The sequence below is a fragment of the Sphingobacterium multivorum genome (assembly GCF_039511225.1).
GTDB lineage: Bacteria > Bacteroidota > Bacteroidia > Sphingobacteriales > Sphingobacteriaceae > Sphingobacterium.
Genome location: NZ_CP154261.1, coordinates 3592804 through 3609912, shown reverse-complemented (window position 1 = coordinate 3609912; position 17109 = coordinate 3592804). Strand labels below are relative to the sequence as shown.

The window sequence follows — 17109 nt, the reverse complement described above, 5'->3', positions numbered from 1 at the left end:
GGTTTGATTAACATTTGGATTCTTTGACAAAAGATTGGATAACCTTTGCCTTATCGTTTCCTAAATTACGCAATGTATAGGATCCAGCAGCAGCAGGAACAGCAAAAGTCTCAGCATAATGAAAGACTTTCTTCATGCCATTTGCTGTCGTCAGCTCAATTGCCTCCCCCTCCACAAGCATCATGATGTGACACTGTCCTTGTGTTTCAATTGCAACATCCTGATCGAATTCGTATCTAAAAACATCGTAGAAATGATCTTCATGCGTTGGCAAATGTATTCTTGTTGATTGCGCATCAAGGGCTACTTCAGTGGGCTGAGCGAGTAGCGTGTTTTTTACGACATCACCTTTTCGGCTAAAATTGAGGTTGGCGAATGCTCTATCAATATTTAATGGGCGTGGTTTCCCATCTAAATCCGGACGTACCCAGTCGTACATTTTAAAGGTATAATTGTAAGGTGTTGCACTGATTTCGAGTACGAGATTATTCACGCCGGAAGAATGTACGGTACCGTGTGGTATCAAATACAATTGGTGTTTCTTGGATTCGAACTTTTGAACGTATTGCTCGATATCCATGGCTGTCCCGCTATGGAAGCTCTCTTCTAAAGCTGAGCGAAATTTGTCTGCATCAATGGATTGCTGAAAGCCCAGATACACTTGTGCGTCCTCTTTTCTATCAACGATATAGTATGATTCGTCCTGTGTGAAGTTTTCTCCAAATTCTGCTTTTGCATAGGCTGGACTAGGGTGACATTGAATGGATAGGTTGCCGCCATCAAAGGTATCCAGAAAATTGAAGCGTATCGGGAATTCAACATCGAAACGTTGCTGGGCATGACCAAGCACATTGGCACTTTCTTGAAACATCAATTGATCGAATGAAATTTCAAGGGTATGTCCATCTGCTTCGAGCAAAATGCCATTCTCAGGGACAATCATTTCGAAGGACCACGCATAGTTTTTGACATGCTGATCTATGCCTGTAAGGTGCTCTTTCATCCACTGTCCACCCCATACGCCCGGTTCAAAAGTTGGTCGTACGCGGAAGTAATTTTGGGACATGGCCAGCAAAGTAGCATGTAGATCCTTCCCTGTGATCCATGGTAGGTTTTGGGACGATTGTTGATCGGCAAGAATTTCGACACGGGAAAGGATAGATCTTTTATGTCTATTCAATATTTCCCAGTCGACAAAATAGTAACGTTTGTAGGTTTCCTTTTGATTGGTCTGTGTTGAACAGCCTAAGTTTAAAGCTTGTCCTGCACGCATGCGTTGAATAAGGACGTTTTTAGGCAGATCAATAAACATCAGCTGACTAGACGTATCGACTAACGATGCTCCAGGACCATAAAAGATGGTATACTCAGCTTGTATTGATTCGGCGTTTGCTCGTATGGTTTGAAAACCCGTGAGCTTTTGGGTGTCAAAGTACTCAATGAGTTGAATCCCGGCCTTTTTTCCAAATAATGGATCGTCGCCACCGAGGTATGGTGCGACAAGCTCCTGGATCGCTGATTCAGTTTTTAAAGCTGAATCCATGGCAATAAATCGTGGAGTTACGCCCTGTTTTTCAAATTCTTGCTTTAGCCTGAGGATGATTGTAGCCCAGTCAACACCTACAAAACCATCAATGCTATGTATATTATGTGTAATGAGATGTGCAACAAGATCCGTGTAGGAATTTGATAATGTTCCCTGAACCGGAAACGTCGGTGTGATTTCGTACTGAAAAGGTTTTGTTTGAGTATTAGAATACATATAATGTAATTTATTGCAAATGAATGATGTTGGATTAAGTCGCTTTTTGCTTACTTGTTTGTTGATTTTTTATTGTGCTTTTCAATCCAGAATTTTTCGATCTCTTCCAAAGGTTTACCCTTTGTTTCCGGAAGGAATGCAAGTACAACAAGGAATGCGATGGCACAGAAAAATGCAAACAACCAGAACGTATAGCGGGCCCCCCAGGAAGCGAGTAGGATGGGTGTTAGTTGTCCCACGATAGCATCGGAAATCCACATCACCATAATACTGATACCCATGGCACGAGCCCGGATGGCATTTGGGAAGATTTCGGCCGCCACAACAAATTTTAGCGGGCCAATGGAAAAAGCAAAGAAAAATAAGAACGAAAGTATAGCGATAATCAATGCGATATTATTGACTTGACCTTGATTAAAAAGATATCCAGTAACCAGCAAACTCAGGGTAGCACCTACCGTTCCCAAAAGATATAAGGGACGTCTACCCCAATTGTCAACCTTCCAGATGGCAAAGAAAGTAAATAACACATTGGCGGCTCCAAAGAATAGTTGAGCATGATAGGAATTATTTAATGAAATACCAGATTCAAGCAATATGCTCGGACCATAGTAGACAATTGCGTTTATGCCACTGAGCTGTGAAAATAAAGGAAGGAATAAGCCCAATAGGAAGGCCTTGCGATAAATAGGCGAGAAGAGATCACGTAGATTTCCCTTCGAGGAAACGTTGCCGACCTCTTGTATATCCGATAGTCCTAATGCGCCACTGATCGCTGCTACTTCCGTGTTCCGCCCATTTTTAGATAGCCAACGTGGACTTTCAGGAATAAAGTAAACTCCGATGCATAACAATAAAGCCGGTACTGCACCAACTAAAAACATAGTTCGCCAGAGTTCATTTTGCTGTGCGGAGCTATATTCGAGAATCAAATAATTGCTGATATACGCAAAAAGGATCCCGAATGTAATAGCGAGTTGGTAACAGGTGACTGATCTTCCTCTAAATTTACTTGGCGATATTTCCGCGAGATATAAGGGCACAACGATTGAGGCTATGCCAACACCCAAGCCCCCAATGCTTCTACTTGCAATTAATATGCTATAAGAAGGACTGAATCCACAGCCAATTGCTGAACATAAAAAGAGCAGGGCCGCAGTAACAAAGGCTGGTTTTCTGCCGTATTTATCTGTTAATGGTCCTGTGAAAAATACACCGACAATACAGCCTAGCAGGGCTGAACTGACAAAAACGCCCTCTTGAGCAGGAGATAGTCCGAAAAATTGCTTTACTAACGGCAATGCACCTGCAATTACAGCCATATCGAAACCGAAAAGGAGTCCTCCAAGTGAAACGATACATAAAATGATGATAAATCTCTTTGACATCTGCGGTTTATATTTATATGTATATACATACAAACATATATCTATTTTTTTAATTATGCAAAAAATCTTATTTTAGCACAAGCAATCCAACTGATGAATTTAAAAATAGATCATAAAAGCCCTGTTCCGCTGCATATACAAGCAGAGAATCTGTTACGCGAATTAATTAAGCAGCCTGAATATATAGAGGGTAAGTTATTGCCCAACGAAATTGAATTAGCAAAAAGATTGGCAATTTCCCGTTCTACTTTGCGTTTGGCGATCAATAAACTAGTCTACGAGGAGTTGCTCATTAGAAAGAAGGGAATAGGCACGAAGGTGGCTAGTTCCAAATTTAGTTCCAAATCCAAGAATTGGCTGAGTTTCTCACAAGAGATGAAAAACCGAGGAATTGAGGTAAAGAATTTTGAGCTTCACGTCAGCTGGGTTGTTCCGGACAAAGCAGTCTCGAAGTTTTTTAATGTAGATGAGGACCAAAAGCTATTAAAACTAGAACGTCTGAGAGGAAAGAAAGATGACCCATTTGTTTATTTTATCTCTTACTTCCATCCGCGTATAGGTTTAAACGGCGATGAAGATTTTAAGAGACCTTTATATGAGATCTTAGAAGCAGATTATCATGTCGTTGCAGATCTTTCTCAGGAAGAGCTGGATGCAATGGCCGCAAATAAATTTATAGCTGATAAATTGGAGATTAATATCGGTGATCCTATTCTGTCCCGCAAGCGCTTTGTATTTGACCAATCTGGGAAGCCGATTGAATATAATTTGGGGTTCTACCGCGCGGAAAGTTTTACCTATACTGTCGAAAGCAGAAGAGATTATTAGGGAATTCACTCATCCTTTTTGAATGGATCAATTGGATGAGTGAATAGCTAATTTATTTATTCTTTTAATGATTCTTTTCCAGGGTAGTTTCAGCCCAGCTTTCTAGGAGAGCTATTGCTTTACTCAGCACGCCTGCTGAACCTTTGAATTTTCCTGATCCACTGGGTACGTTATTTTGACCGTACCATTCGTAAAATCCTTTGTTTTTCACAACCCGATCGATCATCGGTTGGAGTTCGGTATAGGCTTCCTGATAAAAGCCGTTTAAAACGAGTTGCTGGATCATCCGTCCGCCAAACCAGGTCCAATCACCACCATTTTGGTATTGGTAAGGCTGAGCCATTCCGCCGATGAAAAATCCAACTGGATAGGTTGGGTATAAGGTCAATCCAATACTCGGCATGCCAGATAACCGCACGTTTTCAAGCATTTGTTTGTTGACTGTTTTTATTTCTGAAGGTGTCAGTAGCCCTGCTTCGATAGCGATGGCGGTGCCGCCATGATAATGGATCGTATTTTCATCAAATCCTTTAGGAATAGGTGATGTCTTAGGGTATATGTGCGGAATGAATTTTTGTTTTTTCTTATCCCATAAATAACGTCTACTGTTCGTTTCGAGACTCTTTTTTAATCCTTTCCATTCCGCCACCTTGGGAGAGTTGGGCTGGATATCAATCAAGGTCTGCAATGCAATAATAAACATCGCGTTGTCATAAATATCGATTGCCTCATTGGAAAGTTGGTCATTCCAATCACAACCAAAGCTATCGTTGGGCTGTACATCTCCCCAATCTGCTGTCATCGCACCCCAAAGTAGCTGATACTTTTGGTTGAACCGTTCCTTTTTCAGATAATCCAACATAAGTTGGATACGGTCTTTTACAGAAATTCCACCGATAGACTCCTCCAAGATACTGTAATCCTTTGTTTTTATTATGTATTTACCCAACAATTGGATGAGTGACGTTTCCTGGTCGGTTTCTACCGTGTTTTTAAAACCCACATGATCAGGAGCGTTTTTTGAATAGTAGGGTGTATCATCATGCCAGGTAAAGTCTTTCTTTAGTACATAGCCGTCTACCATTTCGCCATTGGGCTGTTGCATCTTAAAAAATACTAAAATAGCCCCTCTAATGTCCGCTTGGGACCGCTCTTCCAATGCGGTTTCGATGAATGTATTGAGATCTCTGGCCCAAATTTGTGAGTAGCCACTTCCCGCATTGAAACCTTCTTTGATGACCTCTCGGGCAAGGCTGTCCACATATTTTAGGTTTTGATCCGCTAGAATGCTTTTTGCTAACTTAAGTTGCGCGATACGGTCGGGTTTTGTTTGTTGTGCTGATAGTTGGGTTCCGAGTAACAGAAGTATTAGACTAAAAAATGTGGTGTTTTTTTTCATTGTGGTTGTATTGTAATTAATTAGGATTGACAAGTGTACCTGTCAATCATTGGTATTTATTTCAACGTTAATTTGTATTTATTTCAGGCTTGTGATCGAAGATCAGCCGTTCGATGTGTATTTTTTTGAATTTATTTACTGGTTATATTTTAATATGTATGTACAATCAAAGTTATGGAAAAATGTCAGTATTTAAGCTTTAATAGTGTTTTATTTGATTAGTATTTAAAATTTTACAAATTTAGGCGTTGCGATGCAATCTGTTAAGTCGTTAAATTAAGTAATAAAATCTAACTCATGTTTATACATACTCTATTTTTTTGTAAGTTTGCTGTAGAACCTAATTGAGAACAATGGTAAAGCGTATCATTTATTATTTTTGTAGTTTATTTGTGAGTACGGCAGCTGTTTCCGCACAGCAGAAAACAGATTTGACCGTTTTTGTAAAACCTAATATTGGATCCGTCCATAGTCGGTATTTCTTTTATACACCAGCAGCCGTACCTTTTGGAATGGCTAAGCTCGCTCCGAGCACAAATGGAAGCTATGGGAACAAGTCGGGCTGGGAGGCCGTGGGTTATGACGATAGGCATACCTCAATAGAAGGCTTTGCTAATTTTCACGAATTTCAGGTAGGCGGAGTGGTATTTGCACCATCCGTTGGAAAATTGAAGACAATGCCCGGTCAACTTGATCGTCCAAAAAGCGGTTATCGTTCCGATTTTGACAAGAAGGATGAATTTGCCACTTCTGGCTATTACCGTGTCATGCTAAAAGATTATAATATACTTGCTGAGCTTACGGCAACGAAGCGTGTCGGTTTTCACCGCTATACTTTTCCAAAAACGGAAGAAGCCAACCTTATTTTCGATATTGGCCATGTGATGGGGGAAAGTGGACCGGTCGTTGATGCCGAAGTAAATTATGACAAACAGCACGTCTGGGGATATGTGGTTACCAATCCTGTATATGTACAAAAATATCAGCAGGGGGCTACGGTCAAGATGTTTTTCTTCGCGGAGATCAACAAACAACCGAAGTCTTTTGGGACATTTAGAGATTCCATAACTTTTGACCAACATACGCGCATAAAAGGAAAAGGAGCTGGAGTATATCTGAAGTTTGGCACTGAAGCAGGCGAATCAATAGACATCAAGACGGGTTTATCTTATACTTCTGTAGAAAACGCACAACTGAATTTGCTTAAAGAGGCGAAGGATATGTCGTTTGATGCTGCAAAGAATAATGCCTTGCAAACCTGGAATAGTGAACTGGGAAGAATTTTGGTGGAAGGGGGCAAAGCGGACGACCGCATTAAATTTTATACGGGATTGTATCATGCTTTACTTGGCCGTGGGCTTGCAAGCGATGTAAATGGTGCATATCCCAAAAATGACGGCTCGGTGGGGCAGATTGCCCTAAATAAGCAAGGGCAACCGATTCATCATCATTATAATACCGATGCTATCTGGGGCGCATTTTGGAATTTGACACAGTTGTGGTCTATTGCGTATCCAGACTATTACAACGACTGGATTCAGAGTCAATTGTTGGTCTATCGCGATGCAGGTTGGTTAGGAGACGGTATTGCCAACAGTAAATACGTTTCGGGTGTAGGAACTAATTTTACGGGTTTGGCAATCGCAGCGGCCTACAATGTCGGTATTCGTGACTATGATATGAATCTTGCTTATGATGCGGTACGCAAAAATGAATTGGAAGCGAAGGACCGTCTGCCTGGAGCAGGAAAGTTAGATGTGGGAGTTTTCGTCCGCAAAGGCTACTCACCGTATATAAAAGATGATCATGGCAGTCCCGAATTAATGACCAATGGATCTCCTTTTGGCGCTTCGCATACCTTGGAATATGCTTTTTCCGCTGGAGCGGCTGCGCAATTTGCAAAATCATTGGGGCGTCAAAAAGACTATGTTAAATTTCAGGAATTATCCAATGGATGGCGCAATCTGTATGATGCCGAGACGAAGTTTATGCGGCCAAAGGATAGTACTGGACGATTCATTTCAAACTTTAACTCTTATGAACCATGGCGTGGATTTCAGGAAGGAAATGCATGGCAGTATACCTTCTATGTTCCGCATGTCCCACAAGAATTGGTTAAACTCGTTGGAAAGGATCTGTTCAATCAGCGGTTGGATAGTATCTTTACGGTGTCGCAGAAGAATGTGTTTGGAGGTGGTACACAAATTGACGCCTTCGCAGGGATTGAAAGTCTTTATAATCACGGTAATCAACCGAACCTGCATATCTCTTGGCTGTTCTATTTTTCTGGTAGACCTGATCTCAGTCAAAAATGGGTACGGGCAATTTGCAATGAGTTTTATGGTAACGATGCGATACATGGCTATGGCTACGGACAAGACGAAGACCAAGGACAGCTTGGAGCATGGTATGTCTTGTCGAGTATCGGCCTATTCGATGTCCGAAGTCTCACCACCGAGAAGCCCGCACTTCAGATCGGCGCGCCACTTTTCGATCGGGTAACGATACAATTGCCGAAGAATTTAAGAAAAAATAAATTTATCATTCAGGTGAAGAAAGAGCAACCCAATAGTTCTATTGTTGATCAAGTTCGGTTGAATAATCGCCTGTGGAAAGGTTGGCAACTTCCTTTTGAACGTTTGGTGGAAGGTGGGATTTTAGATCTCAAGTTGAAAGGTGACTAAATATAAGATAAAAAAATAGCCCCATTCGGGGCTATTTTCAAGGTAGGTTGGTTTGTTGATTGCCTACGCGATTTCAGCAATAAAATTGCCCTCTTGATCCAAATCAGCTTTATGGGCTGCGATTTGTTGAAGATTAATATGTCCGATGACATATTTGAAATCTGGTGCGTAATATCGTTCTGTGATTTCACTGAAATTTAACTTTTCAATCAGTGTATCATCTGTATATCTCAAATAAACCTTAATTAAATAATCTTGGCTATAATTTAATGTGCTGGATTCTAAATGTTTTTTATACTCATAGCGGTATCCATAGCGAAGAGCCGCGATATCCGATAGCACAGCAGAACCTGTTGGGTGGCCACCTGCTCCTTTACCATAGAAAAATTGTTCGTCTGCAAAGGCCGCTTTCACCAATACTCCATTGTTCTCATTTTCTACATTATAGAGCATGCTGTCTTTGCCTACTAGGCGTGGTAATACATAAAGTACAACTTTGTCGCCGTCGATCTCTTTTGCCGTGGGTATCAATTTGATCTTGAGGTTCTTTTCTTTCGCAAAACGAATATCTTGCTGTCCCAATTTATCAATACCAATATTGAACACATCTTCTGGTTTGACATAGATACCGTACGCATGTGAAGCAACAATACATACCTTAAATTTGGGGTCAAATCCACCTACATCCAGCGTTGGATCTGTTTCTGCAAAACCAAGTTCTTGTGCTTTCTTTAAAGCATCTGTATATTGCTGATTTTCGTTGAAAACTTTAGATAAAATGTAGTTGGAAGATCCATTAAAAATACCGCTGACAGAATGCAGTAATTCATTGTCATAGTATTCTTCTAAATTCCGTATAATGGGAATACTTCCGCAAACGGCACCTTCATATAATAAACTGGTCCCGTATTCATGTTGGATATCAACCAGCTCTTCCAAATGGCTGGCAATCATTTTTTTATTGGCAGATACCACATTTTTCCCCGATTTCAAAGCACGAACAGTTAGTTGGTATGCTGCTTCGGCATCATCGATTAGTTCGACAACAGTATTAATTTCTGGGTCACCTAAAATTGTTTCGGCATCGGTAGAAAATAAATCTGCTGGTAGCGAGCGTTTTTTATCTCCGTTTTTAATGACAAATTTCTTGATCTCCAGATTAAGATCTTTGGTTTTGATGATATCGTAAAGACCTTGACCTACGACACCAAACCCAAACATCCCTATTGTTAATTTATTACTCATATCTCTTCTTAAATTCTCTTATATATTATTTACTCTCTTATACTAATTCGTTTATGTATTCTTTTTGTTCCCGCAGAAAGCTGCTAATGATTTTTGTGAGTTTTTTTGTTTCGATCAAAAAGCCATCGTGGCCATAGGTCGATTCAATCTCTTGATAATGGGCATTGGGAACATGTTGCGCGATGAATTGTTGCTCTTGTGGCGGAAACAACAAATCTGTATTAACGCTCAGGACTAAAGTTGGACATTCGATGCTCGCCAAAGCAGATTCAATAGATCGTCTTCCCCGACCTAAATTGTGGCTGTCCATTGCTTTGGTCAGGAAATAATAGCTGTACGCATTATAGCGTTTCACCAATTTTTCACCCTGATAGTTCTGATAGGAGGATGCTTTATAATGATCGAGTTTTTCGTTATCATCCTCCTTTTGCGTGTTGGCATACGTTGTATAGTTGCGGTAAGACAACAGTGCCATAGCGCGTGCAACTTTCAATCCTTTAGCTCCACCATCAGGGTGATTGGCGTAAAAGGTTCGATCAGTTGTAATGGCCAGACGTTGACTTTCATTGAATGCAATACCCCATGGTGAGTGGACGGCATTTGTTCCAACCACGATGAGATGGTTGATGGCTATACTGTGCGATACGGCCCATTCCAATGCTTGTTGACCGCCTAATGACCCCCCGATAAGGATCTCTATTTGTTTGATTTCCAGGTGGTCCGCAAGGACTTGATGTGCGTTGACCAAATCCCTCACTGTGAATTCGGGGAAAGATAGGTAATAGGGTTGTCCGGTTGCTGGGTTTACAGATAGCGGATTACTGCTATTATATGCTGATCCTATGACATTGGCACAAATAATATAATAATCGTTTGCATCAAACAACTCACCTGTTCCAAAAAGACCGGACCACCAATCCAGCACATCTGCATTGGCCGTTAATGCATGGCAAACCCAGATCACATTGCTGCGATCTGCGTTGGGTTTGCCAAATGTTTCATAACTGATTTGTAAATCAGTAAGCTCTCTTCCATTTTCAAATACAAAAGGCTCCGGGTGCAGATATATATGCTTACTCATTTCACGTTTAAGTTTTAAGCCGAAAAAATCTGATTATTTAATTTTATCAAAAGCTTGTTGTAAATCGGCTTTGATATCATCAATATGCTCTATTCCTACAGAAAGACGTAATAAGCCTTTGAAGACTCCGGCATTGGCTTGATCTTCATCACTCAATTGTTGATGGGTTGTAGCTGCTGGATGAATAATCAATGACTTCGTATCACCAACATTGGCCAAATGACTGATCAATTCTAAGCTGTCGATAAAGCTATTGGCCTTTTGCGCTGCGTCACCTTTAAGCTGGAAAGAAAGTACCGCGCCATAGCCATTTTTAAGGTATTTTTGTGCGTTAGCGAAGCTCGGAGAGCTTTTTAATCCCGGATAGTTTACTTTTTCTACCTGTGGATGTGCCTCAAGCCATTTTGCGACCTCTAAAGTGTTGTCTACATGGCGTTGCACCCGCAAAGACAAGGTTTCAAGTCCTTGTAATAATAAAAATGAATTGAAAGGGGAGAGTGCTGGTCCGAAATCCCGGAGCCCTTCCACACGCGCCCGAATAGCAAATTGAATATTTCCGAATGGTCCGCTTTCACCGAAAACTTCGGAAAATACTAAACCATGATAGCCTTCAGATGGTTCGGAAAATTGCGGGTATTTTCCATTGCCCCAATTGTAGTTTCCGCCGTCGATGATGACACCGCCAATGCTTGTGCCATGTCCACCGATCCATTTAGTTGCCGATTCAACAACCACATTTGCACCATACTCCAGAGGTTTAAATAAATAACCTCCGGCTCCAAAAGTATTGTCAACGATTAATGGTAAGTCATATTTTTTTGCTACAGCAGCAATTTTTTCAAAGTCGGGAATATTGAAACTTGGGTTTCCGATTGTTTCAACATAGATTGCTTTTGTTTTATCATCAATGAGCGCTTCAATTTTATCGGCTTCGGCGTCTGTAGCAAAACGAGCTTCGATGCCTAGGCGCTTAAAAGAAACTTTAAACTGGTTGAATGTACCGCCGTATAAGTTGGATCCCGCAACAAAATTGTCACCACTTTCCAAAATATTATTTAAAGCTATAAACTGTGCCGCCTGGCCGGATGCAACAGCAACAGCTGCAACTCCACCTTCCAGTGCCGCAATACGTTGTTCGAAAACATCCGTAGTAGGATTCATAATCCGTGTATAAATATTACCGAACTGCTTTAATGCAAATAAGTTTGCGCCGTGTTCGGCATTTTCAAATACAAAAGATGTTGTTTGATATATAGGAACTGCTCTAGATCCCGTAGTAGGGTCAGCGACTTGGCCAGCGTGAACCTGAAGAGTTTCGAATTTTAAATTTTTGTTTGAAGACATAATATATCAGATTTTAAGGGTTCAAAAAGAAATTGCAAAGTAAAAAGAGAAGCATACACACCTCCTTGAAGGGTCTGTTAAATCTTTATCCAAGAAAACGGAAATGATTTTTAACAAGCATGGAAGTGCATATGCATACGCATTCGCATCGATACAATTGTACGATGGGTTACACTTTCGCTTATCGTGCGGTTCACTTGTGTTGAACCTGAATTTTTAATGGACTTCAGTAATTTAATAATCATTGTCTTATGTCATTTATATGCTCCAAAACGATATTGTTTTGGACAGGAATTGGCACCTTTTCAAACAAATTGAAGGTTGCCAGTGGGTCATTGAGCCAGTCTCTCGCCACTTCTTTATAAATCAAGACCTACTGATGAAGGGAGGTGTTGATTAGAAATCTTCTTTCGAAGACGACACAAATATAAACTCTTTTTTTATTAAAGCAAAAGAAATGCTATTTTTTAGTTAAAGGAATTTTGAATAACATGCCGATTGCCATCACATATCTTCCGATGAAACCGCAAAAGTAACTGTCAATCGGGTATTACGATTTCTTTAAATTGATCCGTTCTGCAGTTTGATTTAAATCTGTTAGAAGAGGTTTAAGCGCATCGATTCTACTATGGATATCATAGGCGAGGTGGCGATTCGTCTTTTTGCTTAACGATAGCGAGAGGCCCACCAAATGGGAATTGACCTGATATGCGAGTGCCTGAAAATGGTGAATATGTGACCAATCCATCCATTTGTGCTCGGGTTCTTTTTTCATTTGATTAATAGCGTCTGAAAACAGGGCCATGGCGGTCTGCGCCTTTTTACGAGCCAGTCGTATATCAAACGAACTTTGTCTTTCGTCCGACAGACGGTTATTGATGATCTGGAAATAATGCGCGTTGTAAAGGGATACCTCTTTTGCCAGCTGAACCATGCCTGTGCTTTGGCGTACAGGTATCAAGAAATAACCCGCTATAGCCAAGAATGCTCCAATCAGTGTGAAAAGTATTCGGCTGCCTAAAATGAGATTGATGTTGCCTTCGAACAGATTGAGTGCAATCACAATTCCCAAGGTAATGAAGATGACACTGACCATATAGTTAGATCGGTTGAACAAAAAGAATCCGAAAAGACCCAATGCAGCTATGGTCAGGAGTGCTGGGAGAAAATGAATAGAAATTAAGCAGAACACACCAACTATAATACCCGAGAATGTACCGACAATACGTTCTATATTACGGGTTTTTGTCATTGAAAATGCTGGCCTGGCAACAATAGCGATCGTCAGTAAGATCCAATAGGTATATTTAAAATCCAAAAATAAAATACCGATCAATGCACCTGTTCCAAAAAGAAGAGCCATCCGAATCGCAAATCGAAAAAGCGGATTATTCATATGGAGTTTACTTTTTAGATCAGCGAGATTACGTAATGGTCGACTGATAAATTGTTGGTACTCACTGGTGTCAATCTTATCCTGAATTTCCTGATTTTGATAAAAAGCGACCTGGATTCTGTTGAGTACATCAATAATTGCTTCGATGTTGCTTATGATCGAACATAATATACCTTTTGCTGGATCGGCCTGTTGTTCTTGAATTTCTTTTAAATCCCGTAAGAGGGCTTTAATTTTAAAGTTATTATGGTATAATTGATGCGCATACCGGAACCTCTTGTTGGGTTGTGAAAAGCTATCGATTTCTAACGCTAATAATTTGATTGTGTGACGAATTAAGGGGAGGCTGCCCGTGTCTGCAAGATTTTTGCGAATTGCATCGTAGTCATGATCAAGCGCAATAATTAACTCATGGAGGTCAATTAATCCATAAACCTGACTAAGCCAATAATTGCTTTTATGCCACTGTTGGCTTATGATTTTTTTTTCTCGAAACAGAAGAGACCTGATTTGTTCCTGTTGTTCGCTGATCTGGCCATGAATTTTTCCTACGCGACTGTACGTAATATTCAAAGGAATATTGGGATCGTAAGACTGTGATCGTATCAATAGAAATTGGGACAATCCATGAAAGCCATTAGCCATGGCATGTTTCAAAGAGCGATAAGGTTGTATATAGGCTTGTAAAAGGCTAAAAAAGTAATATATTATGGAACCTGTTGTAATCTGTAAGCCAACCGCAAAGGGGTGTTGTGGGGCCATTCCGATCACAAAACTCATGAGAATCAATGTCATGTTTCCAATTGCAGCATAGCGGGCTCCGAAAATGCCGTATAAGGTGCATATAAAACCGGCTGCCGCTAGCACGATAACCAAGGGCCAATGATAGGGAAATACAATAGCTGTAAACAATGATGCAACAAAGAAGGTGGGAATACATACTAGAGCTGAAGAAAGTTTATCTTTTCTGTTGCCAGGAGGATCGGTGAGTGTCGTTAACAACGATCCGACACCGATTCCGATAGCCGTGCTCGCTTGCGCTCCCAATAAATAGATCGCCAAACTTGGCAAAATACTGATGGCAACATTACGTAATGCGTCTCCAGCATGCTCGCCATGCATAAATCGTATCATAAGGATATAAATACGGTAGAGTCTTTTCTTCAATGATACAGTGCTCATGAATCAGTTTACTAATTTTCGATGCAAAAATACAAATATTATGCTTAATATTTTTTGTATACAATTTATTTGTTTTGAATTTTATTTATTTTTTGAATTTTTATTTTGATTCGATGTCATTTTCCTACGATATGTTTCAGAAGATTCAAAATTAGCTCGCAGGATCCTATCCGCTGTAAAAGCGATCAGCGAAGGATAGGGTTTACCGATATTATTTGGTTGTCTACCGAGTGAATCGCACTACCTGTCTATTTCTGCTAGTCAACGTGTAATGAATACACGAGGTTTGTTGTCATTATTATGAAGTTGACTATCCGATCGATAGCCCAAAGAAATTACATTATGAAACCACAAAAAATTAAATTGCTCTTATTTTCTATTGTTTTATTCCTGTGTTCTAATGCCGGACCCGTTTCAGCACAGTCTGACGGGGGGAAATTACGTACTGTCGTTGTTGGGCAGGACAACAAGCCCATTGCTGCCGCAAATATTTCACTGTTTCGTAAACCCAATGATGTCTTGTTAAAAGGAACCTTATCCAACGAAAATGGAGAAATTGTGTTGTTTGCGATACCCGAGGGGAAGTACAGCTTACAGGTGTCCACGGTGGGTTATGGTACTTATCGTTCTGGGGAAATGGTTCTGCGTGAGGGTGATTTCAAGGTGCTGGATACGATTCGATTACAGCTGGAAAGTAAAGTGCTGGATGAGGCGCAGGTAATTGGCAAGAAGCCATTAATTGAAAGTCACCTTGATAAAGTTGTGCTCAATGTCGAGAACAGTATTTTGGCAACCGGAAATAACGCATTGGAACTCTTGCAAAAGGTCCCGGGGGTAACTTTAGACAACAAAAAGATCAACCTACGTGGAAAAAGTAATGTGATCATCATGATTGATGGTAAGCCTACTTATCTTTCTGCAGATGAAGTGTCGCGCTTATTGGAAAATACAGCTTCAAATGCAATAGCCTCGATCGAAGTACTCACCAATCCACCTGCAAAATATGATGCGGCAGGGAATGCAGGAATTATTAATATTAAGACGAAGAGGAATACGCAATTTGGAAGTAATGTTAGTTTAAACCTCAATTTAGGGCAGGGTAAATATACAAAGGCTGATGGTGGCTTTCTCATAAACCATCGTAATAATTGGGTGAACTTATTTTCTTCCTATAACTATGCAACTGCCTTAGGCTTTAATGATTTAGATATCGATAGGGCTGTAGATACCAAAAGCGGGACGACTTTTTTCAATTCGGATTCTTATTCGAAATTCCGCTATCGAGGTCATAATTTCAAATTTGCGGCAGATTTTAACCTGGGGAAACAGGAGGTCATTGGATTTGTGGTTAATGGTAATGTAAGCAATGGTCATTCAACACGGGAGGGAAGCAATCTGATCGCTTCTCAAAAAGGAAAGCTTGATTCGGTAGTATTAGGAAGTAATTTGTCAGATTTTAAATACCATTACCTCACTTATAATCTGAATTACAAAAAGACATTTGATACCTTAGGGACTGAATTGACGTTTAATGGGGATTATTCATATTCGAAAAATAATGACAATAGCACTGTTGGAAACCATTTTTTGGACGCAAACTGGGAAGAATTTAAATCACCGCATATTTTCCGGAATGATATGCTTTCTAAGGCAAAAATATTAGTTTTTAAAACCGATTTTGTGCATCCTTTTAATAAAACGACGAAACTCGAGGCGGGGTTAAAATATAGCCGCGTAAAAACAGATAATAATTTGTTGTACGAAGATCAGGATCAGCAAGGCGAGTTTGTGCAAAATAATGGTCAAAGTAATCATTTTTTGTACAATGAAAATATAGCAGCAGCTTATTTCAGTTTAAATAAATCGTTCGGAAAGTTTTCGGTACAAACTGGACTGCGTGTTGAAAATACGAGCTCCCTAGGAAACTCAGTGACGCTTGGGCAACAAACAAAACGTACCTATACCGATTTTTTTCCATCAATATTTGTACAGCAACAAATTAATGATAATCACAAGCTTGGTGCGAGTTATAGCAGACGTATTGACCGCCCTGATTATGGGTCATTGAATCCCTTTGTGTATTATTTGGATCAATACACGTATCAGTATGGCAACCCTTATTTAAATCCACAATATACCAATTCGTATGAAGTAAATTATACCTTTAAAGATCGCTATTTACTGAGTTTGGGCTACAAGAGGACCAACGATGCAATCACTCAGGTGATAGAAAGTAATTCAGAGACCAAAGCTATTGCACAGACCGATCGAAATCTGGCTTATTTTGATTATTACAACATGAATATCAATATACCCGTTAAGCTTTTTAAATGGTGGAGTATTTCTAACAATGCCAGCGCTTTTTATAATAAGTTTAGTTTTGATGAACACTCCGGAGCACAACGCCAATTGGAAAAGTTATCGTTCCAGGTAAGTTCCAATCATGATATCCGAATTGGGGAAACAACAAACCTGGAGCTGACGGGCAATTATTTCTCGCCAGCAGTATATGGCGTATTTAGTTTTCAGTCTTACTATGGCATTGATCTAGGTGCAGGTAAAACATTTCTTGACAAAAAATTGAATGTCAAGTTGGGTATAAATGATGTCTTGAATACAAGAGGCCAGCGCAGACTGTCGAGTTATCAGGAAAATGGATACTATCGTATACGAAATGCATATGATAGTCGGGTTATCCGATTGTCTGTTTCTTATCGTTTTGGTAATATGAATATTAAGTCAGCCAATAAAAAGGGAGGGAATAATGACGAAGATAATCGATTAAAAAAATAGGAGCTAT

10 protein-coding genes and 1 riboswitch are annotated in these 17109 nt (G+C 40.1%); of the genes, 3 read left to right on the top strand and 7 right to left on the bottom strand.

Annotated elements, in window-relative coordinates; genetic code table 11:
• Nucleotides 1–7 precede the first annotated feature (7 nt).
• Nucleotides 8–1762 carry a class I mannose-6-phosphate isomerase gene (locus tag AAH582_RS15115; protein WP_343318418.1) on the bottom strand — a complete coding sequence of 585 codons (1755 nt, stop codon included), beginning with the start codon at nt 1760–1762 and terminating at the stop codon, nt 8–10.
• A gap of 50 nt (nt 1763–1812) precedes the next feature.
• Complete coding sequence (locus AAH582_RS15110) at nt 1813–3150, bottom strand: sugar porter family MFS transporter (RefSeq protein ID WP_286753852.1); 1338 nt, start codon at nt 3148–3150, stop codon at nt 1813–1815.
• Nucleotides 3151–3243: 93 nt separating this feature from the next.
• Between AAH582_RS15110 and AAH582_RS15105 the strand changes: the two genes are divergently transcribed.
• Entirely contained in the window at nt 3244–3978 is a 735-nt protein-coding gene (locus AAH582_RS15105) for a GntR family transcriptional regulator (protein WP_046674612.1), read from the top strand.
• A gap of 64 nt (nt 3979–4042) precedes the next feature.
• On the opposite strand, the gene AAH582_RS15100 is transcribed toward AAH582_RS15105, so the two are convergent.
• A complete protein-coding gene (locus tag AAH582_RS15100) occupies nt 4043–5377 on the bottom strand; it encodes a hypothetical protein (protein ID WP_343318416.1) in 1335 nt (444 codons plus the stop codon).
• 353 nt (nt 5378–5730) lie between these two features.
• Here AAH582_RS15100 and AAH582_RS15095 point away from each other — a divergent pair, with 353 nt between their 5' ends.
• Entirely contained in the window at nt 5731–8061 is a 2331-nt protein-coding gene (locus AAH582_RS15095; RefSeq protein WP_343318415.1) for a GH92 family glycosyl hydrolase, read from the top strand.
• A gap of 63 nt (nt 8062–8124) precedes the next feature.
• Here the strand turns inward: AAH582_RS15095 and AAH582_RS15090 are convergent, their stop codons facing one another.
• The 4 genes from AAH582_RS15090 to AAH582_RS15075 all read right to left on the bottom strand — a co-directional run bounded on the left by AAH582_RS15090 (nt 8125) and on the right by AAH582_RS15075 (nt 14309).
• Entirely contained in the window at nt 8125–9306 is a 1182-nt protein-coding gene (locus AAH582_RS15090; RefSeq protein ID WP_046674614.1) for a homoserine dehydrogenase, read from the bottom strand.
• Between the two features lie 37 nt (nt 9307–9343).
• Nucleotides 9344–10387 (bottom strand): homoserine O-acetyltransferase family protein, encoded by a 1044-nt coding sequence (locus tag AAH582_RS15085; RefSeq protein ID WP_343318413.1) that lies wholly within the window; start codon nt 10385–10387, stop codon nt 9344–9346.
• 33 nt (nt 10388–10420) lie between these two features.
• Nucleotides 10421–11731, bottom strand: coding sequence for an O-acetylhomoserine aminocarboxypropyltransferase/cysteine synthase family protein (locus tag AAH582_RS15080; protein WP_343318411.1), 1311 nt, complete (start codon nt 11729–11731; stop codon nt 10421–10423).
• Between the two features lie 255 nt (nt 11732–11986).
• A riboswitch (SAM riboswitch) is annotated at nt 11987–12099 on the bottom strand.
• Nucleotides 12100–12281: 182 nt separating this feature from the next.
• The gene (locus tag AAH582_RS15075) at nt 12282–14309 is read right to left on the bottom strand and encodes an FUSC family protein (protein WP_343318410.1); all 2028 of its coding nucleotides are present in this window, start codon (nt 14307–14309) and stop codon (nt 12282–12284) included.
• 342 nt (nt 14310–14651) lie between these two features.
• Here AAH582_RS15075 and AAH582_RS15070 point away from each other — a divergent pair, with 342 nt between their 5' ends.
• Nucleotides 14652–17102 carry a TonB-dependent receptor domain-containing protein gene (locus tag AAH582_RS15070; RefSeq protein WP_343318408.1) on the top strand — a complete coding sequence of 817 codons (2451 nt, stop codon included), beginning with the start codon at nt 14652–14654 and terminating at the stop codon, nt 17100–17102.
• Nucleotides 17103–17109 lie beyond the last annotated feature (7 nt).